Origin of the sequence: Paenibacillus sp. 2KB_20 (genome assembly GCF_052115765.1) — a bacterium.
GTDB lineage: Bacteria > Bacillota > Bacilli > Paenibacillales > Paenibacillaceae > Paenibacillus_AQ.
Window position 1 is genome coordinate 123,712 of sequence record NZ_JBFRHH010000012.1, and the last position, 20,589, is coordinate 144,300.

The following is a 20,589-nucleotide window of genomic DNA, read 5'->3' on the forward strand; positions in this document are numbered from 1 at the left end:
GATCGAAGCATACAAAAAGAGAATTCAGGAGAAGAGACAACCATGACCAGAACACGAGAGACCATCTTTATTATCGCCTTTACTTTTGCAGCCTTTGTACTTGGTACTACCGAATACGTCATTGTTGGATTATTAAAAGACATCAGTGTAAGTCTCAGCATTTCGCTTGCTGCAGCCGGTGTCCTCGTATCCAGCTTCGCTATTGCTTACGCCATCGGAACGCCGATTGCGGTCACGCTGCTTGGACGTATTCCTCGGCATGTTACCATTCTGACAGCGTATATTGCGGTGTTATTGTTTAATTATTTGACCATCTTTGCCACCACGTACCCCGTCATGTTATTCATTCGCATCATCACCGCGATTCTGTGCGGATTAACTTTATCGCTGGCCATTGCCGCAACAAGCGAGCATATGAGCGCTTCCCGCAGGGCTGGTGCGGTTGCCTGGATCATCGGAGGTTTCTCGATTGCGAATGTCCTTGGCGTTCCTGTCGGAACGCAAATCGGCCAGATGGCTGGATGGCAAACGGCTTTCATTGTTACATCATTGGTCGGAATTATCCCGCTAGTTTTGATGATGGTTGTCATGCCCAAGAGCAATACCATTAGCGTAAGCTCCATGAAACAGCAATTTGCCTTGTTCAAGAACAAGCGGATACGACTTGCCTTCTTCATTCCGGTCCTTGGCGTAGGTTCTGTATTTATCGTATACACGTACATAACGCCGCTTTTAGAGAATGTAATGGGAATTCCGCAGCAATGGATCAGTACCGTTCTGCTGGCCTATGGCGCCTTCACCATTCTTAGTAATTGGCTCGGGGCCAAGGTAGCGCAAGGCAATTCAAGGGTAAAATTGAAAGTGATTTTTATCATCCAAGCGATGATTATGATGGCGCTTGCTCTTACCCTATCACTCCCGTGGATGGCCTTATTGTCGTTAATGCTGGTCGCCTGCTTCTCCTTTGCGCTCAGTACCGCCGTTCAATTATACCTGATTGACCTAGCGGATGAATCTTCAGCCGGCTCCAAGGACTTCGCTTCTACACTTATGCCGGTCGCATCCAATCTGGGCATCGCCGTTGGTTCTCTACTGGGCAGCCTTGTCGTGGATAACGTTGGTCTCGAATATCTGCCTTGGGCTGCCGTTGTGTTCGCAATCGGAGCATTTGCCGTTACCTCCCGCTGCCATCAGCTGGATCAAGAGCATATGGGTTTAACGCCTCTGGCATCGGCAAAGGCTTCGTAAAACGCCCTTTTTTCAAGCCTTCTCATTCCTTTCTATGGTCGACAACCAGACCATCGTATCGGGATGGGAAACATTCCAGATCAGCGTTCATTAATCGTTAAATTCAAAAAGCTTACCCGTTATGTAACGGCGTAAGCTTTTTGTTTTACTGTTATTCAGTTTATCAGGCATGCTTGAATGACTGTCGACTATATGCCGGTTAGCCGTGTACAAATTTCCTTATTACGATTCCGCCATCCAGCATGGTTAAAGTCCATGGATTTGCGATATTTGAGGACACTGATTCCGCTATTTCTTTGGTTTTACGCTTTTCGTAGCAATATGTGGACAAGAGATCCGTTATTGCGAGATAATTGGGGGATTAACCCGTGATTATGGTGCAATAGCGGATTCTGTGTCCGCATGAACTCCATAATGGGCTGATTTCGGCGAAATAACGGATTCTCTGTCCTCATGATCTCCTAATGGGCGAATTCCAGTATATAGCGGAGATTACTCTGTCTGCATGTGCCCCAAAGTAAGCCGATTTCCGCAATATAACTGATCCTCTGTCTTCATCATCTCTTATTGGGCGAATTTGAGCATATGACGGGACTCTTCTGTCTGCATGTGCCCCAAAGTAGGAAGATTTCGCCGAAATAGCGGATCCTCTGTCTGCATCTGCCCAATTTGTCCGATTTCTGCTTATAACTGTAATTCAGTTCAGCAGCGATAGCCCCGTGTACCGAATCCCTCATTATGATCCGCCACCCGGCATCGTTAATGTCTGTCGAGTTTCGATATTTGAGGACACTGGTTCCGCTATTTCCTTGTTATCACCCATTTCGCAGTAATATGCGGACATGAGATCCGCTATTGCGAGATAATTGGGGGATTAACCCGTGATTATGGTGCAATGGCGGATCCTGTGTCCGCATGAACTCCATAATGGGCTGATTTCGGCGAAATAGCGGATCCTCTGTCCCCGTGTTCTCCATAACGGGCGAATTCCAGTATATACCGGAGCCCCTTCTGTCAGCATGTACCCCAAACTAGGCTGAGATCCGCAATATAACAGATCCTCTGTCCGCATATACCCCAAACTAGGAAGACTTCGGCGAAATAGCGGATCCTCTGTCCGAATATACCCAATTTACCCTATTTTTGCGTATAATTGTTATTCAGTTCAGCAGCGATAGCCGTGTACCGAATCCCTCATTATGATCCGCCACCCGGCATCGTTAATGTCTATCGAGTTTCGATATTTGAGGACACTGGTTCCGCTATTTCCTTCTTATCACCCATTTCGCAGTAATATGCGGACATGAGATCCGCTATTGCGAGATAATTGGGGGATTAACCCGTGATTATGGTGCAATAGCGGATCCTGTGTCCGCGTGATCTCCATAATGGGCTGATTTCGACAAAATAACGGATTCTCTGTCCTCATGATCTCCTAATGGGCGAATTCCAGTATATAGCGGAGATTACTCTGTCTGCATGTGCTCAATATAGTCTTATCCCGCGATATAACAGATACTCTATCCTCCTGTCCTCCATAACGGGCGAAATCCAGTATATGCCGGAGCCCCTTCTGTCAGCATGTACCCTAAAATAGGCCGATTCCCGCATATAGCGGATCCTCTGTCCCCATGTTCTCCATAACGGGCGAATTCCAGTATATACCGGAGCCCCTTCTGTCAGCATGTACCCATAACGGGCCAATTCCCGCATATAGCGGTTCTTCCCGCGTCGTCCTACTGTTCGATGGAATCTTTACTTAGGCTACCATCTCCCGGCATACTTTCGCACATCGGAAGCATGCTTCAGCACATTCCTGGCAGTGCTTCATGTCATGCTTCTTACACTCGTTGCCGCATGCTTCACAGACATCGGCGCAGATCCTGCATATTTCTGTGGCATACATACTGTTCGTGGACATCGCTTGAGCAGCAAATCCGCAAATATCCGCACACTGCCGGTCCAAGCGAATGCATTCTTTCATCATCGCCACATCATGTTCATCCAAACATGCGGTGTAACAATGGTTACAGGCTACCATACAGCGCAAGCATTCCTCGATACATTGTTGAACTTGTTCATGTGACATCATCCATTCTCCTTTCGGTCTTAGCGCTCATAGGATTACCTTTTTTCAAGGTTGTATGTAATTAACCATAACTTGTGAAGATAATATGAGGATATTTTATAGAGTCGAGATCATTGGTGTGAATAGAAAAGACGACTGCGCAGCTGGTATTCTCCCCTCATGGTAGACAACGTAAAAGAGACATCTGTTAAGATGGACTTACATGTTGTCTGCTGGAGGGGATTTTTTTCATGGGGAAAACAGGACGTACAAACAATAGTTATTCTGAGGAAGTTAAGAAGGAAGCTGTGCGGCTGGCTATTGAGGAGAACATGTCCTATCGAGAGGTGGCCAGGCGGCTGGGGATTCGGAATAAGACACAAGTTGAGGTATGGGTGAAATGGCATCAAGAAGGTAGAGCTTTAGAACAAGAAGCCTTTCACAAAGGGCGGCCGAAGACTACGTTTACCAGCCTTGAAGAAGAGATGGCTTATTTAAAAGCGGAGATCGCATACTTAAAAAAGCGGTATCCAAATCTACACGGGGAGTGACGAGCAAAGCCATTCGTTGCGCGATCATCGAGGAATTGAGACAGGAACATCCGCTGAAGTGGCTTCTGCAGCTAGCGGATGTTTCGCGGGCCGGTTATTACAAGTGGCGCCGAAGAGCTCCCGAGATGAGTGAGCGCAAACAGCAAGAACGACTGCTAGAAGAGCATATTATGGCGATCCATCGCTTACACCCGTACTTCGGTTACTTGCGTATAACAGTAGCGTTGAAGCGCGAAGGACTTCATGTTAACCACAAACGGGTTTACCGACTTATGAAGAAGCTGAGCATCCGTTCTGTCATACGGAGGAAACGGCGTTTCTTTGGCAAACAGGCATCCGTTGTTCATCCCAATCGCCTAGAACGAAACTTTCAGTCGGACGCGCCGCTACAAAAACTGGTAACGGATATTACCTACATTCGGGCGGGAGAGCGTTTCGTATATCTATCCGCCATCCAGGACCTGTATAACAATGAAGTGGTGGCCTGGCACTTATCGGAACGCAACGATCTTGCCCTGGTCACGCACACCGTAGACAAGCTAACCGAGAAAGCAGATCTCACCAGCGTTCTCTTGCATTCTGACCAAGGATTCCAATACACTTCGAAACCGTTTAACCGCAAACTCACGAACCTAGGTATCCTTGGAAGCCACTCCAGAAGGGGAAACTGCTTTGACAATGCCTGCATTGAGTCATTCTTTTCGCATCTAAAGACCGAGAAAATTTATCTGGTTCACCCGCAAACTTTCCTGGATGTGGAACGGGCCATTCACGAATATGTCTTATTCTACAACAATGAGCGTTTTCAGAAAAAACTAAACGACCGCTCCCCAGTTGAGTTCCGAGAAGCGGTCGCAGCTTAAAGATGTCTTTTTATTCGTGTCTACTTGACAGGGGTATGACCACAGCAGTCGTCTCTTATTTTTCATGATTGCCATGAATGGAACATTACCCGTAAATATACGGTCGAGTTGAACATTTATAGGAGATTTATAGGAGATGAATTAAGTTAACCAATCTTCACATGAATCCGCCAAACTCTGCAAATCTTGAAAGAACATGCCGGCATGGTAACCATCACACACAGCATGGTGCACCTGCAATGAGACTGGGAGGAGAATACGGCCACCCTGCTCGATATATTTTCCTCCGGTTATGATAGGAAGAAGATAGTCTGCTTCATTGACAATATTTAGATTAAATCCGCTAAAGCTTGCCCAGGGTATCATGGATATGGGAAACGTGTTCAGCGGTGGATTCTCTTTAACGAAAATCCCTTTTGCATCCCGATAACGCTCCATGTCCTGCTCGTAATGATCGTGAAATCGATAGAAATCATTCGAACATGCTGTCCATAAACAGGAGAAGGTATGGTCATCATTATGGAAAAAAGTATAGCTTGGCGTCATCCGATCCCAGTAACCCAATTCCCCTTCGGGACTATAGGACGTTTTGAATTCGACCCGGTTATTGACAACCCTGGTAACCATATAAATAAAAGCAGGATAAAGCTTGAATCCATTAGCTTTTAACGAATACAGCAAGCGAGTAATGTCGATATCCACGGTAATGCTAAAGGTACATTTATTCGATCGATAATGCTCGTAATAAGGTTTTCTCGTCCACTGTTCAACATCTATAATATGAAATTTCATCGTTTATGCCCTCCTAAAATAAAATCGTTCTATTTCAGGAGGGAATATCCACTGATCTAATCACACGCCATCACTCCAAAGTTTCCGTATTAGCAGATTTCTGTTACATCTTCGAGTTTAACTGATTCTGCCCAGTTTCATTATTATAAATGATACAGCAAGAGGCTTCACTCCTCAAGCAGCTGCTTAAGTCGTAAAGCCTCTATGTCATCCAATCTTAATGAAGAACTTAAGGCATTTGGGTAAACAGCAGGTTTACTGGCAAATTGCTTCCCGGCGCAGCCGTCAGCATGATTTCAACCTTCTGTTCGTAATCGCCTGTACGGTAGAGGACTGCTTGCTCGCCGGGAGCTACCTGTCCAAGGGAATAGATCGGTACAATCGTTCCATTTATCATGGCATATCCCGAGTACTTACCGCCCCGTGGGTTAAACGAGATCAGGGTATCCGGTGCTACGCGATCCAAAGTAATTTTATACAAGACACCAAAGTTGCCCGTGTTGTGCGTAATGTCTCCAACCATAGGGTCCATACCTTCCAGGTTAGGGTCATCCTGATTGTCTCCAAGTACAAGACGTTCGGAATCTGCACCTACCAGTTCGGAATAACGGATGACCCGCGTCGAATCCGGATAGGTTCCGCGGTTGTGAACACCATCGCGATTCAGGATCGGCAACGTGCTCAGAACCTTCAATGGATCGGATTTCTCATCAATCATCACAACATCGAACTGAATCGGCAGGTCGCTGTACATATCCGAGTATAGGGAGATGACATGTCCTTGCTTCATTCTAACATCGCTCAGTTCCGTCATGACCAGCTTCTGTTCACCTGGTGCAAGCGTTACTGAAGTTCGCTTCGAATCGTCCTGCATGGATTGGAAGTAGTTCAGCACAGACTTCTTGCCTGCTGCCGTTGCGATCGGCGACGGGCCTGCAAATCCCAAGTAATCTTGTCTGAGCGTTACCGGAGTGCTGTTCTTGTTTGTTGCAATAACGTACATTTTCACATTTTTATTCAAATTGTTCACATGGTGAATCATAAAGCGCATATCGCCAACTGCCGTCTCTCGGTACACAATGCCTTCGGTGTTGACGGTTTCGGGACTGTTACTACGAATCAAGGTGCTTGGCTCGTCGTAAAAATCATAATTGATCTTCGCACGTGAAGTCACATTACCGAGGAACGTGAATTTCTCCCCTTCCGGGATAAAGAGCATATTGAAATCCTCTTCTTTATATAACGTTTCGTTTGTCACGTTAATCGTCGCCTCGTAGGTGGAACTAAGTCCCTTCTTATCGGTGGCCGTTAACTTGATCGTATAAACACCCGGTGTGAAGAAAGCATACTGTTTATTCTCCCACTTGTACGTCAGATCCTCAGGCTTGTCCTGGTCATCAGTACTTAGGTTCGTATAAGTAATCAACTCACCCATTTTATACTCGGACTTATCGGTCTCGAACATGGCAACGGGAGGTAGATTCGGCTGAATGACCGTAATCTTTTGGCTATAAGGCTCGCTCCACGCTCCTGTAGAATCCTGAACCGAGTAAGTGACTATGTATTCGCCTGGTGCATCGAAAATATCCTGTTTGCCTTCCCAACGCTCGTCGATGATCTCACCTTGTACATTCTCCAGCTGCGGTGTATAAGTCACTGTTGTTTCTCCGGCAAAAATCTCTTTAGGTCCCACCGTAAACTTGGCTACGGGCTTGGTTTCCAGATTCATGATGACACGTTTGCCTACATTATCCGCTTTATATTTAATATCCAGCGCTTGGGTTATAGCTGTCAGCGGAACCATGAAGGTGCTATTCGTCTGGTAGGAGGTTCCCTTCATCTCTTTCGTTACGCCATTCACGGTATACTTGCTGCTGTCTGTTTTGAAGCGAAGCTCCGTGGTTCCTTTGGTAATGACGGTTTCTTTGGTCTTCTTATCGTAAGTGACCTTGAAGCCTACACGGTCCACAAGGGCACGAATGGGAACATAGGATACTCCCTTTTTGACTTGCATCGGCTGTGGTGCATTGTACGTAACGCCATCTTGTACCATTTTTGTACTATTAAAATATAGAATAAGTTCTTTACCTGTTACGGTTTGTTGGTTATTCTGGTTGCTCGGCTCTTCCGTAGTTGTTGCCGGATCTTTCACTTCGCCAGTTTCCTCAACCGGTACTTCGGTTGTTCCTTCTTCTTTCGGCACTTGAGACCCTTCAGTCACTGTCTCTGTCTGAGTGGTTGTCTCTGTAGTATGGGTTGTTTCTTGAGCAGCGTCTGTACCCCCGGATTTTAATGCTTTGGTTGCCGCAGCGTTTTGCTCGTACACTTCTTGGGTGACTGACTGTTGTGGCTTGTCTGCGGTATTTGCATCCGCGCTCGCCGGATAAGCTGCAGCTAATTGGGCAACAGCCAATACGGTTAGCAATGATCGTTTCTTCAGTTTCATTCCATAACTCCTTCTAATCCTTTTTTGATATTTATTGAGGTCATACTATTAGACGCAAATTTTGGTAAAAAAGTTTCTCTGATCTGTTAATAATATTTATGATGATATAGAACATTGTAAAACCTATGAAAACTCCCGCAACAGCACGATGGCCATAGCGGGAGTTAAATATATATTATTTCACGATAGATGCTCCTGCAAATTCGTAGCCGCAATCATCTTTTTCCCGCTCCGATCATATCTCCATAGATGAACACCTGTGTCGCCAGTCGGGATATGAATGTCCGTATGATAAGGAAGATTCAAGAAGCTTCGGAATAACATCGAGATCATCCCGCCATGGGAGACAATGCATACTCTTTTCAAGTCAGGCTCGCAATGGATTGTAGTAAACAGCTTGGATATGAATTGTTCGGCTCTTGCTCTGAACTGCACTTCAGATTCTCCACCTTCAATCGCATCATGCCGCTTTCTTCCTCCAACAGGCAAGGGATATTTAAGTAAAGCCTCTTCTCTTAACATACCGGCTATGACTCCATTATTTTGCTCCATTAAATCATCGTCATAGGTAACGGGGACTTTTGTCGTTTCAGCTATTGCTGCCGCGGTCTGCTTGGCCCGGTTTAACGTGCTGGAGAAAATGGCATCCACGGTGTATTCACGATGAATCCACTCCGCTAGGAGCCGCGCCTGCTGCTGGCCAAGATCCGTTAGTGCATAGTCAGCCCGTCCTTCACACCGATTCAAAATATCCGCTTCCGATTGTCCATGCCTGACGACCAGAATCTCAACCATGTCATATCCCCCCCTTTTTTCACGCTTACGGCTCTATAGCTTATTACCAACCGCAATCCAGCGCCCGTCCACATCCTCAAATACAAACTCATGATTGTTATAATCCGTCGTCGATAAGGCTCTGACAATCTTCACGTCCAAATCGATAAGCTCTTGCTGGATTTCCCGTTGTCCATAAGTAATAAAATAAGCATCATACCCATATCCGTAACGGATTCGATTCGGAACAACCTCAATATCAGTCTTCGTTAATACAATCTCAACAGCGTCCTTGTAGAGGCACATATGCGGTTCTGTTGCATCAAAATAATTCACAGCACGGAACCCGATTCGCTCATAAAACTCGCTGGTTTTCTCGAAGTTAGACGTCGGGAAAATTTGCAAGCAGTGGGAAAACCCTTTATTCATCCTTCGATCTCCTGTTCGAGCTTATTTATGATCCTTCTCATTTCCACGCTTAAAATTCCCGGTCACTTTAGCCATAATTAGTTGGGCTCAGTCGATTGCATTTATCCACATTGCCCATCTTTTCATACTCCTCTAGATCGTAACTCTACGGTTTATTCTTTAATTCACGTATATCTTTGATCATGAGATCGAGTCTCTCAATGATTCTCTCGTCATTATCCAATTTCTTTTTGAGTCTGACCTCAATCACAATGAGTTCAATGATAAGCACCACGATAAGAACGCCGATAATCATAGCCCGCTCCTTTCTGAACCTGATACACCAGTTCCAAACAGATGAAGGATAGCCAGATAGAATGGGTACAACGCCAAAATTGCGATGGCCATGAGTCCTGTTACAGGATTCGGTTTGTCTGCCGGATTCATAATAGGGAACCATGCATACAAAAAACTCGATATATTTAATCGAATGAGGAAGCTCATGTTCACTCTCCTGAAACTTATATAACTGAAGCAAATTGTTGGCATGGTGCTTTAATGTTTTATTTAACCAGCTCTTTAATCAGATACAGATTCAAATCGTCATCCGCACATACCATGTCACCGGGCACCACAGGTTCATTGCTGTACATAATCCCGTTGCCATCAGGAATATAACCGCGACGGACATAGATTCTTTGTGCCGCACCATAGTCTCTGTACAATCCCACGCCGATACCGATACGCGGCATTTTTTGGCGGACGATGTTCTCGAATTCTTCTAGGATGCTGTTAGCTATGCCGTTTCTCTGGTACGCTGGGAACACATTCAGATCATTGATTTCCGGAATATTCTGATCTCGAAAATATGGATAACTCGATTCGTATTTCAAGTGGGAAACACCAGTCAGCTCCTCATGAACAAAAGCCAACAAGGTGACACGCTTGCCGATTTGGTTCTCATATTCGCAATAATCATAATACTCATCCGGGCGATTTATATTTTGCTGTTGAAACGCTTCTTTCCAGATGCTTTTCAGCTCCGTGTTATCTAACACCTTTAATGTAACGTCCATTGGTTTACCTCGCTGTTATGTATTTTAATGGTAGGATTCAACTCTGATATTGTCTCATCTAAAATCTCGCATGCCTGCCTCAAACGCCTCAGCGTCTTGATGAATAACTCCATGCAGCGCCTCTTGCAAGGCAAATGTGCTTCTATAAAAATGTACACGCTCCGCGATTTGGTCTCCATTCGGATACATGGCGATGCACTTTTCGAAGAACTCTTGACCGTACCCCGACAGAATTCCCGCTAGATCATAAGCCGGATCTCCAATCCCAGAGCCTCCAAAATCTATAATACCCGTAATTCGGCCTTTCTCCGGACTCCAGAGGATGTTGGACGTGCCAAAATCACCATGAATGCAGGTTGGACGAATGTCATGATTCGCAGGGTTGTTCAGAAACCTGGTGAAGTTGCTTGAGATTTCCTCTTGTGCATCAGGCCTGATATAACGAAACAACTGGTCTTGAATTTGAGTGAACAATCCGGACATCTCTTCGTGGACATTTACGATATTCGTATCGTCAGCAATCCATTCATTGATCTCCACAGCATGAAGTTGAACGAGAAATTCGACTAATTGTTCCGCTACCCTATCCTCGATGTTCGAATTCCGGTGTGGAAGCAGATCTTCTGTCCATAACGGTTGACCTTCGATTAACGGATAGCCCATGAACATTTTGCCCACCTGCATATCGTCAAATGAAACATACATCGGATTCGGTATAGGCAGCGTTACCTTGGTCTTGATCCCATTCAATAACTGTGTTTCTCTGATCATGGCTTTGAGACTTGCTGCGTACTTAGGAAATCTGAAGACAAGCGTTTGATTCACAATCAACACATCGTTGTTCTGACCGATGCTGTCAATCTCAACGTCTTGAATATGTAAATGTGGATAAACGTCTTGTATGCGCTGGGTATATGATGGATTCATGTATAAACTCCTTCTACTTGCGAATGTCATTAACCTCTATTTTAATGCTTTTCCTTAACTTGGTAAATCATTATAGAGCAATTTTGCAATTTCATTGGAATTACTCTTGCATGACAAACCCAAAGATGACATTATATTCCACGTAAGAAATCTGTCGCGATGAGGAGAGAATCCGGAAATGAAAAATTTAGGGAAAGTGCTGGCTTTAACTCTGCTTACGATCTGTTACATAGGGACGAATAGTGGAGTTGCGCTTGCAGATGAGACTCCGTTCAAGGATGTACCATTGAATCATTGGGGTTACTCTCACATTCAATGGGCCGTGGAGCAAGACGTGGTTGATGGGTATCCGGATGGAACCTTCAAGCCGAAACGGACCGTGACGCAAAGCGAATTTTTGACGATGCTCATTCGAGCTGCCAATCCGAAGGTTATCCCTGACGACTCCTCAACGACACCATGGGAAGAACCCTATATCACGTATGCCCGGAACTTAGGCTGGAAGGCTGCGTCACCGAAGAAGAAGCTTACGCGTGGATTGGCAGCTCAGTTGTTGGCGAACGCCACCGGCAAAAATTACGATCTAAAGGATTCTATCCAATACATGCTTGACTTAGGCCTTGCACAAGGGATATCAGGAAAAAACATCGAGGGCTATCAAGCAAATCAAGAAATCACACGTGCTGAGGCCGTGACCCTAATCGAGAGGTACTCAATGAAATACAATGAGCTCCATAACGTATCATCAAGCTTGGAGATCTACTCTCATGCTGATTTATTCCACAAGTATACAAACAGCACCTATCACTTTCGACTCGAGATTCCCAAGAGCTGGGACACGCGCTATGAAGTCCGTGATCAATCCATCGGAAACGGCCATCATCTGAACTTCGTCAATACAATGACTCAGGGCACACTGTTCACCATCTCCCTCTGGTCCAAGAGTGACTGGGCTGAGCAGGAGGAAGAAATCAAGGGGCAAATACCGGCAGTACAGGTCGGGGAACGAGGCAATCAGGTGTATGTGTTCCACACACCTACTGATGTCCAATACGATCCATCGAATGATAACGCCAAGAACGAGTATCAAGGCATGTTTTTGGACGTACAAAATATCAAAAGTTCGTTCCAAATTTCCGATAAGTAACTTTTCTTAATTTAAAAGCGGCCAGGACAAGTGTCCTAGCCGCTTTTTCCTTCTGATAACTAACCCGATCTCGCCTATTCTTTCATTCGTTCTGCCCGAATAATTCTACGGATCGATTGCTCTGTTAAATAATATCGTTCTGACAATGTACGGATGGAGTCGCCATGCATATAACATTTGAAAATGTTCTGATTCCGAATATCCAGATCCTTCTTTACCCCGGTTTGCTCTCCCCAGGACTTCCGATTCTCCGACTTTCTCGGAATATAAATATAACTTCCATCAATATATTGTTGAATGGTTTTGACTATGTGTTCAGGCAAAATATCTAGTGCTTTCTCGTATTTCATTCTCCCTGCTCCTATCTACATAGAATCTTGTAAATAGTGAGCAAAGCCGACACATGAAATATTGCAGCTATAATTAATGTTGAAGAAGGCTCCGAACAAATTCTCTGCTCGATATTTCCGTGCTGCTTTGCCCGGAGCCTGATTTAACGACTTGAACGGTTGTGCTTCTAATGTGAGCCATCATGATTTTCACCTCGCCAAATTTGGATAATTCAAAGTTCACTCGCTTCTACTCTCTATTCTAACAAATTCAATTTCCTTTGCACCAGGCTCGAATAACAAAATAACGGATAAGCGATCCACATTCCCGTTCGAGTCCGTAAGAAAAGTCGCTTTGGTTTTAATATCAAACTCCGTAACATGGAGTTCAAACTGATTCGCATTTTGATGTGTGAGGGGGAACTTCATTGAATTGAATCCTGCCCGAAGCTCTCCATCTGTAAGTTCAACCATCATTTCTCCATACGCTGCATGAACATACGTCCCCGTTAAATCTAATAAGGAACTGGACAATGGAACAATGGGTTCTTTCGCACCTGAAGTTGCCTTACTATTTGTTGCCGGCTCGTTCGCAACGGTTGCTTCCTTCTTTTGTCCCAACGCTTGCCCACTCCAGTCCTTGATCTCGCCACCGAGCAAAGAATCGAAAATGTAATTGGCTATAAATACAGGAAGCGGAGTACCATTGAGATTCGACAGCACCACGACGCCAATCTTCTCCGTAGGAATAAAGGCAACATGTGCGGTGAAGCCGTCAATATTGCCTCCGTGACTCACCATCCGTAAGCCTCGATAAGGTTCGATCAGCCAATCCGCTCCGTTGCAAAAGCATCAAACATTTTGAAATCAGGAAGATACTCCTTCACAGATGTATCCAAATCCAAGATTTTTTCACCCGCCAAAATTGCGGCTGCCAGTGCAGTAAAAGCTTTGGTGGAGGAACCGATCGCGAACAGCGTCTCACTTGTCACAGGCAGGCTTTGGGCGATATTTCGATACCCGTAACCCTCCATCATGACGAACTCCTGATCCTTGACCACCGCAACGGACACCCCCGGAACCTTCCATGCCTTCATCTGCTCCTCGATATATGTATGGATGCCCTTTAACGATTCCATTGTCATTAAAATCTCTCCCATATGATCCCCTTTCCTTCAACTATACAATTTATGAAACAAAATATATGGGTCCACAACCTATGCATCATACATCATTCGCTCCAAGACACATTCCCTTGCTAACCGACACACCACTCTCAAGTGACTAGGTCCTTGTTCCCCTTTTAAACATCAGTCCGGATTGGACTCGCTCGGCATGGTATACTTTTCCCAAAATCCAGTTATAGAAGGAGTCACCTTTCGTGTTAAAAGAGCGCATTGATTTCTTGTGCAAGAAAAAAGGAATAGCTCGCAAAGAGCTGGTAGAGGGATTAGTGACAACCACCCATTTTGCGAACATCCTTGCCGAGCGTTATCCACTGGCCGAGGACCTTGCCGAGCATCTGGCACAGCGTTTGCAAGTGACCCCCTCCTACTTAGTCAATGCAGCTAATTCCGATAAGGATACACTTGAGACCGCGGAACGCATCTTTGAAGAATTATCCCAATCGGTCTCTCACATCACAGAGGAGCGCATATACGATCTTCCGGATCGACATGACAGTCTTACGGTAGAACTCACAACGGCCTTAATGAAGGCGGTCTATTATCAACAAGTGAACGATGCGGTGTCCCATGAATATCTGCATCAGAATTACCTCAATTTTTATCTGGAAAAATACGGCCGTCCCGATGACGCAGAACTCCCGCTGCCCGCGAAAAAAGCGATGCTGTTCTATAAAATCCAGTTCTATCGATCCAAGAACCGCTATCATGAGGCTTTAAGCCAAGTGAACCGGTTAAGCGAACATGTTCAGATCGGCACCGATTTATGGCTGACCACTCAAAACTTCAAAATGGAGGCCTGTATATTTTTGAAGCAATATGACCAGGCCAAGCAGGTGTTTGAAGGAACGATGAGACAGGTTTATGAAGACCGCTTGTTTCACCGCTTATCCGATCTGTACATCGCGTACAGCGGCTACTGTTATTCCATGGGACTGTATCAGGAGGCGCTGGTCTCCCTCTCTATGGCAGAAGCCCATTTGGTCTATGCGGTAAACCAGGGGAACATGGTGTCAACCATCCTGAACAATCGGATCATCATGCTGACGATGCAGGGAGATCATGAAAAAGCGGAAGAAGAAATCAACCGTTTCGAAGGACTACTCGCGCGGGAAGTGGCGGAAGTACGGCAGCAATTCCGTCCAGTCGTATTGATTTACCGGTGTGAATTGGTCTTAGCACAAAAGCAATGGGGGCTTTTAACCCAATATATTCAGGAGCTGAAAGCGATCGAGCTTACAACGGATCAAGAGATGTCGGTTGCCTACTACCAATGTCAGCTAGCCTTGGCACACGGTCATCATGATGAATTTATGGGGCATGCCCTGTCTTGTCTACCATACTACGAATCCAATCATCTTACATTGCGACTTGAATCCTTATATGAAGCATTGGCCGCGGTATCGGAGGAATTAAGGAAATACAAAGAGTCAGCATCTTACTACAAAAAGCTGGTCTATCTGCTTCGAAGTAAATAATTCATGAGCTTAAAAGGTTACAAAAGGATGTTCCACCCGCAAAACTTTTGTCGTTCCCTTCATTTTAATCGCTGTACGACAGGATAAAGAGTGCACAAACCTTTGAATACGGCAAAAGTTTGTGCAGAAGTATCGTGTTGATTTACTCCTAATGCCGGAAGTTTTGTATCCTTGCCAAACCATTGTCTCCTCAGACCCCCACGGGTAACATGGAATTATAAATAATTCTACTAGTGAGGTGCTAAGCTTATGGGATGGTTTGGAAAAAAGAAAAATCCGCAGGACGCGCTGGAAAAAGCAGATAAAATGATGAACAAAGGTTTAACCGGCATGATGATGAAAGGTTTTGTTCCGAAAGAGCATCGCAATGCCATCAATCAAAGTTTGGAGCAGGCGAAGCAAGCGCAGATGGCAGCGACCGGAGCCCTGGCATTAACGGCCACCGCTAAAGTACGAACCGTACGGGATACCGGAAAGCTGATCAATTTCGACCCGGTTGTCATCCTGGAATTGGATGTAACCGAGAACGATGGGAGCCAATATACCAAAACGCTGGAGACCCTCGTATCGAAACTACAAATTCCTAGAGCCGGGGATATCATTGGTCTTGCCCAGCATCCGGCCAATTCGTCAGAGCTTGTCTATATGGGACCGATTGGATGATTATAGGCAAAATAAAAAGGACCTCATTCAGGTCCTTTTGTCATGTGCTCATAGCTTCCTGCAATTTCTCATTCAACAATTGGAAAGCCTCTTGAATGCTTTCTCTCGGTGTTTTACCGTACCGTTCCCCAATGTGAACTTCCGTATAACATTGACTTTCCCCTGCTTCGTTCAGATAACTGATCAATCCGATGCCCGTGACACGGAAAACCTCGATAAGAATCGGTTCAAGCTGTTCTTTGTTCAATTCAAAGTGTACATGAAACATATTCGATACGGGCACGGCAGGCTTCGTATTCACGCCCTCGCACGAATTAAACAAAGCTGCAAGCTCTTTAGCCTCCTGGTAATATCGGCCCATGCTACCTATTCTTTCCGTGTAATAATAACTTGAACTAATGATATACGGGTAAAGACTGACCAGATCACCGCCATGACGCCTTTTCCATACTTTAGACTTCGCCACGAAATCGGTGCCGCCAGCCAGAATGGCGCCGGCAATCCCACCTATACCTTTATAGAAGGACACATATACACTGTCAAACAGTGCACAGATTTCTGCCGCGGTTTTTTGATAATAAGGGGTGATCTCGAACAATCTTGCCCCGTCCAGATGCAGCTTAATGCCTTGCGAACGGCAATACGCCGATATCGCTTCCAACTCTTCGTATTCGGGCAGCTGCCCTCCGATTTCACGCTGCGGCAATTCCAGCAGCAAACATGCAATATCGCGATCCAGACGCTGCACGTCTTCAAGCGTAATCAAACGCTCCTCATCGGCAAGAAGAATCGGCTCAATATGATGCAGCTCCTTAAGCCCGTCCTCTTCGTGAATCTCCAGATGGCAGAGGGGATGATAGGCCACTCGTTTCAGCTCCGCATCATCACACCAGATCCGCAAAGCAATCTGCTGCGCCATGGTTCCGCTTGGGAAAAAGACAGCTGATTCCTTGCCCAGAACGTCTGCCATGCGCGCCTGAAACTCCTCAATGATGGCCCCTTTGCCGTATGTATCCCCCATCTGCGACCCATCCACATCCCGAAATGCTTCAAGCAGCACCTCGAGATTCCTGCGGCTATGTCCAATCAATGGATAGGCTGTTTCGCCATAAGCTTCACTAATCGATTTACGTTGTTCTCCCATGTCCCATACCACTCCTTCTCTTCAACCGATAATAAGAACAAATCATCACACAAAAAATTTAATTTCCTCACTTATCAAGCATACTAGATAAATGAATAAGTGAGAAATCATTTTCACTTCCACAAAACCCTCGGAAAAACTTGACAAAATCAAACGGTAAGATTACATTATATATGAGCATATGCTCATATTATATATAACACAAAATGTTTTATGATCTTTTATTACAATCAACAGATGGATCCGAAGGGAGTTTTCGATTATGCATCATCATAACCACCATCATGGACATGACCACAGCCACCATGATCATGCCCGCTCAGGAAACAAAAAAGGCCTTGCCATTGCCCTCATCATCACAATTGGCATCATGATTCTAGAGTTTGTAGGGGGCTTGCTAACCAACAGTTTAGCTCTGTTATCCGATTCCGGACATATGTTAAGTGATGCCAGCGCATTGCTGCTCAGTCTGGTCGCATTATGGTTTGCTACGAAGCCAGCATCGCCGAATAAAACCTACGGCTTTTACCGTTTTGAAATATTGGCAGCACTATTAAATGGAGTCGCCTTGTTTGTCATCGCCGGTTTTATCGTATGGGAAGCGATTCAGCGCTTTGATAACCCGCCGACCGTCGCCAGCGGAAGCATGATGCTCATTGCGGCCATCGGGCTGTTGGCTAACCTTCTCAGTGCCTGGTTCTTGATGCGGACGGGGGATGTGAAGAACAATGTGAATCTCCGCAGCGCATACCTCCATGTTATCGGTGATGCCCTCGGCTCTGTCGGCGCAATCATCGCCGGGATCGTGATGATTGCCTTCGGATGGTACATTGCGGACCCGATCATATCCATCCTGGTGTCGATCTTGATTCTGAAGAGCGCCTGGAGAATCATACAGAATACCGTTCATATTCTGATGGAGGGCGCACCGGAAACGATTAACTCTGAAGAGGTAACGAAGTCCCTCCTGTCTATTCCTGGGGTCACCGGCATCCATGATCTTCATATTTGGACGATTACGTCCAATTTCGACTCCTTGAGCTGCCATCTCGTCGCCCAAGATGACGCGAACACTTATGAGATCCTGCAACAAGCGATTGATCTTCTGGACAGTCGATTCCACATCGAGCATGCCACGATCCAGATTGAGAATTCCACCATCACGCATCGTGATCATAAAGTCTAATCTCTTCTCTGCGGTAATCCTTTAGTTCATGAAAAGGGGAAAAAGGGCTGCCGAGGTTTACACTTTTTACAAATTCGGTTGACCTCCATAATGAGAGTATCAAGACATTCTACTGGCGTTACAGCGAAATCTGAATGTCTGATAGGGAGGTTAACATGATCAACGATGTATATACACTGGAAAAGCTGAACGAATACCAGCAAGCAAAATGGGACGAACTTGATCGTCAAGGAAGATTCATTATTCATGACGAGATCGCGTGTGAATCGCAGCATACCTCAACCCATATTCGAATTCTCGATAAACTTCATGGCTTCTTTCGAAAGCGGAGATCCCGAAGAAGCCGTACGAAATCCTTATAAGTAAAAAGAGCAAGCGCGAATAACCGCGCCTGCTCTTTTTATGGGAAGAAATCATTCTCGCCAAATCTGCTTGAAGTCCAGCCATCCCAGATTATTGATGACCACCCCTTTATAAGAAGGATCCAAGCTTGCGTAAAATCTCGTGTGAGTCAAGAATGAAACATGCGCTTCCTCCCGAAGCCTCTCTTCAATATGGGTTAAAATACTCAAACGCTCCTCATACCATTCGCTGGCAAGCGCATCATCTATGCATTCTTTCACCCAATGATGCAGCGAAGGATCCATGAACTCTTTAACTACGCTTCCCTTCTGCACGTAGTTCTCGATTAAACATACTTCTTCACCTGGAAGAACAAGGCCGTGCAAGATACAATCCATGCTGTGCATCACATCCAGTTGGTGCATGGTATCCATCCTCTCCTCTCGGATGATCAATGGAATCCCGATGGAAGCGCATTGATTCTGAACCCATTCGGCGTCTTTAATATGCTTAGCGAGCGTAGCCATCGTAATGGGAGAGCCGTCATAACCCGACTGTTTCAGCAGTGACTTTGCGAGTTCGGGATCATATCGGTCTTTACGATAAGGCGCTTGCTCATCCATAATGAACCCTTTGGCTGGGTAAAGCCGATTATCACCAAGTTCGCGTATCATCTCCGCACGGTTCAGAATGAGGCTGAATGCCCGGCGAAATTCGATGGACTGATAGGGCCCCGGCTTTTTCATATTCCATGTAATCAACGTCGTGCAGCCTTCGGAGGATTCGATGACATCAACAGCATGCTTCTCGCCGTTATGATCGAAATGCTCCGGATTCCGCAGCAGCCGCTCCCAGCTGACCTCGCAATGCTCCGCATCTTCCGGCATCAAGATAATGTGGATGTTGTCCAAATGCGGTCTCCCATGATAATAATGGGGGTTAGCATGAATGGTCAGCCGATCATCGGTCCATTCCTTTACCCGAAAGGGGCCCGTTCCAACAGGTTGCTTCCAGAACTGTTCTTCATGGACGCTTACCAAATGTTTAGGCACGATGGACATGCATATGGAGCTAAGAAACCGAATGAAAATTCGATTCGGCTTGGTAAGAATAAAACGAACCTCACGAGGGGACACCACCTCTACCCGCTGCAGTTCACGCACGATCCAAGCATTTCGTTTATCCCGTCCCAGGCGTTCCACCGTGAATTTCACGTCCTCCGCCGACAATTCTTTACCGTCATGGAACCGTATTCCTTTACGCAGATGAAAGGTCCAGATCGTTCCATCCTCATTGCTCTTCCAATAATGCGCGATAACGGGTAGGTATTGATCATTTGCATTATCGTATATCACCAACCGGTCAAATATCTGCTGGATCATGTGAGCTTGAAAACTGTAGTAGCATTCGGCGGGATCCAACGTTTCAATCAGGCGGTAAACCGGAAGCCGCAGAGAATCCATTGCTTCTTCTTCCCCTTCGTTCATCTCCTTGCTAAAGCCAAAATGCCCGTTCATCCATTCCACGTAAGAATCGTTGGCGTGCATACCTTGGCCATAGGTACGCAGCAGTTCGAAGGCCTGCTTATATTCCCCTTTTATCGCGAGTTGCTGCGCTGCCTCCTGTAGCAGATCTGCTTGATCGACTACAAAGGTAAGCTTGGAACGGATTCCGCGCCCACGTCCCGCCTTCCATATAATCCAACCCTTCTCTTCCAGTTTGCGTATAACGAGCTTGGCATTCCGCGTTGTGCAATACAGCGTATCGGCAATCTGCTCAAGCGTCACTTCCGTAGCTGTACTCGCTGGAGCGTTAACAGCAAGCTTTTGGTGCAGCATAAAGAATTGTTCGTGCAGCATTGCAATCCGCTCCCCCTGGTAAAATCTATACGCTTTATTCTACTTGGAGATCGTTTCGAGCGCGAGTACCTTTTCGGTAGAAAACCATTATATTCGAAAAAGAA

General features: G+C 45.7%; 20 protein-coding genes. 7 read left to right on the forward strand and 13 right to left on the reverse strand.

The genetic code is table 11. From position 1 onward, the window contains the following. The first annotated feature begins 42 nt into the window (after window positions 1–42). Window positions 43–1,248, forward strand: coding sequence for an MFS transporter (locus AB4124_RS26740; protein ID WP_441974716.1), 1,206 nt, complete (start codon window positions 43–45; stop codon window positions 1,246–1,248). Window positions 1,249–3,007: 1,759 nt separating this feature from the next. On the opposite strand, the gene AB4124_RS26745 is transcribed toward AB4124_RS26740, so the two are convergent. Further along, window positions 3,008–3,337, reverse strand: a complete 330-nt coding sequence (locus AB4124_RS26745; RefSeq protein ID WP_430131890.1) for a four-helix bundle copper-binding protein — start codon at window positions 3,335–3,337, stop codon at window positions 3,008–3,010. Window positions 3,338–3,567: 230 nt separating this feature from the next. Between AB4124_RS26745 and AB4124_RS26750 the strand changes: the two genes are divergently transcribed. After that, a protein-coding gene (locus tag AB4124_RS26750) for an IS3 family transposase (RefSeq protein WP_441974717.1) occupies window positions 3,568–4,730 on the forward strand; the annotation gives its coding sequence in 2 pieces (ribosomal slippage) (window positions 3,568–3,844 and window positions 3,844–4,730; 1,164 coding nt in all). A gap of 141 nt (window positions 4,731–4,871) precedes the next feature. Here the strand turns inward: AB4124_RS26750 and catA are convergent. From catA to AB4124_RS26785, 7 genes are all read right to left on the reverse strand, one after another. After that, window positions 4,872–5,522 carry a type A chloramphenicol O-acetyltransferase gene (gene catA, locus AB4124_RS26755; protein WP_441974718.1) on the reverse strand — a complete coding sequence of 217 codons (651 nt, stop codon included), beginning with the start codon at window positions 5,520–5,522 and terminating at the stop codon, window positions 4,872–4,874. Window positions 5,523–5,751: 229 nt separating this feature from the next. Beyond that, entirely contained in the window at window positions 5,752–7,968 is a 2,217-nt protein-coding gene (locus AB4124_RS26760) for a stalk domain-containing protein (protein ID WP_430104513.1), read from the reverse strand. A gap of 180 nt (window positions 7,969–8,148) precedes the next feature. After that, window positions 8,149–8,763 carry a histidine phosphatase family protein gene (locus tag AB4124_RS26765; protein WP_379405741.1) on the reverse strand — a complete coding sequence of 205 codons (615 nt, stop codon included), beginning with the start codon at window positions 8,761–8,763 and terminating at the stop codon, window positions 8,149–8,151. A 33-nt stretch (window positions 8,764–8,796) separates the two neighbouring features. Next, on the reverse strand, window positions 8,797–9,171 hold the full coding sequence (locus AB4124_RS26770; RefSeq protein ID WP_076321703.1) for a VOC family protein: 375 nt from the start codon (window positions 9,169–9,171) through the stop codon (window positions 8,797–8,799). Between the two features lie 145 nt (window positions 9,172–9,316). After that, window positions 9,317–9,466, reverse strand: coding sequence for a hypothetical protein (locus AB4124_RS26775; protein ID WP_215163912.1), 150 nt, complete (start codon window positions 9,464–9,466; stop codon window positions 9,317–9,319). Window positions 9,467–9,713: 247 nt separating this feature from the next. After that, complete coding sequence (locus AB4124_RS26780; protein WP_339265483.1) at window positions 9,714–10,226, reverse strand: GNAT family N-acetyltransferase; 513 nt, start codon at window positions 10,224–10,226, stop codon at window positions 9,714–9,716. A gap of 54 nt (window positions 10,227–10,280) precedes the next feature. Then, window positions 10,281–11,153, reverse strand: a complete 873-nt coding sequence (locus AB4124_RS26785; protein ID WP_215163903.1) for a phosphotransferase family protein — start codon at window positions 11,151–11,153, stop codon at window positions 10,281–10,283. Window positions 11,154–11,331: 178 nt separating this feature from the next. On the opposite strand from AB4124_RS26785, the gene AB4124_RS26790 reads away from it, so the two are divergent. Beyond that, window positions 11,332–12,300, forward strand: a complete 969-nt coding sequence (locus AB4124_RS26790) for an S-layer homology domain-containing protein (RefSeq protein ID WP_441974719.1) — start codon at window positions 11,332–11,334, stop codon at window positions 12,298–12,300. Between the two features lie 74 nt (window positions 12,301–12,374). Here the strand turns inward: AB4124_RS26790 and AB4124_RS26795 are convergent, their stop codons facing one another. From AB4124_RS26795 to AB4124_RS26805, 3 genes are all read right to left on the reverse strand, one after another. Next, window positions 12,375–12,650, reverse strand: coding sequence for a CD3324 family protein (locus AB4124_RS26795; RefSeq protein ID WP_076321710.1), 276 nt, complete (start codon window positions 12,648–12,650; stop codon window positions 12,375–12,377). Between the two features lie 219 nt (window positions 12,651–12,869). Beyond that, window positions 12,870–13,430: a DUF3471 domain-containing protein gene (locus AB4124_RS26800; protein WP_441974720.1), complete on the reverse strand. Its 561-nt coding sequence runs from the start codon at window positions 13,428–13,430 to the stop codon at window positions 12,870–12,872. Window positions 13,431–13,453: 23 nt separating this feature from the next. Beyond that, on the reverse strand, window positions 13,454–13,774 hold the full coding sequence (locus tag AB4124_RS26805) for a serine hydrolase domain-containing protein (RefSeq protein ID WP_441974721.1): 321 nt from the start codon (window positions 13,772–13,774) through the stop codon (window positions 13,454–13,456). A gap of 236 nt (window positions 13,775–14,010) precedes the next feature. Between AB4124_RS26805 and AB4124_RS26810 the strand changes: the two genes are divergently transcribed. Together AB4124_RS26810 and AB4124_RS26815 are read left to right on the forward strand one after the other, a co-directional pair. Then, window positions 14,011–15,291 carry an XRE family transcriptional regulator gene (locus tag AB4124_RS26810; protein ID WP_441974722.1) on the forward strand — a complete coding sequence of 427 codons (1,281 nt, stop codon included), beginning with the start codon at window positions 14,011–14,013 and terminating at the stop codon, window positions 15,289–15,291. Window positions 15,292–15,540: 249 nt separating this feature from the next. Further along, window positions 15,541–15,954, forward strand: coding sequence for a hypothetical protein (locus AB4124_RS26815; protein WP_379405724.1), 414 nt, complete (start codon window positions 15,541–15,543; stop codon window positions 15,952–15,954). A 40-nt stretch (window positions 15,955–15,994) separates the two neighbouring features. Here AB4124_RS26815 and AB4124_RS26820 read toward each other — a convergent pair whose 3' ends face one another. After that, a complete protein-coding gene (locus AB4124_RS26820; protein ID WP_441974723.1) occupies window positions 15,995–17,098 on the reverse strand; it encodes a threonine aldolase family protein in 1,104 nt (367 codons plus the stop codon). Between the two features lie 262 nt (window positions 17,099–17,360). Between AB4124_RS26820 and AB4124_RS26825 the strand changes: the two genes are divergently transcribed. Together AB4124_RS26825 and AB4124_RS26830 are read left to right on the forward strand one after the other, a co-directional pair. Further along, window positions 17,361–18,284: a cation diffusion facilitator family transporter gene (locus AB4124_RS26825; protein ID WP_430131853.1), complete on the forward strand. Its 924-nt coding sequence runs from the start codon at window positions 17,361–17,363 to the stop codon at window positions 18,282–18,284. A gap of 155 nt (window positions 18,285–18,439) precedes the next feature. After that, window positions 18,440–18,646 (forward strand): hypothetical protein, encoded by a 207-nt coding sequence (locus AB4124_RS26830; protein WP_076321717.1) that lies wholly within the window; start codon window positions 18,440–18,442, stop codon window positions 18,644–18,646. Window positions 18,647–18,697: 51 nt separating this feature from the next. Here the strand turns inward: AB4124_RS26830 and AB4124_RS26835 are convergent, their stop codons facing one another. Further along, a complete protein-coding gene (locus AB4124_RS26835) occupies window positions 18,698–20,485 on the reverse strand; it encodes an ABC transporter substrate-binding protein (protein ID WP_441974724.1) in 1,788 nt (595 codons plus the stop codon). Window positions 20,486–20,589 lie beyond the last annotated feature (104 nt).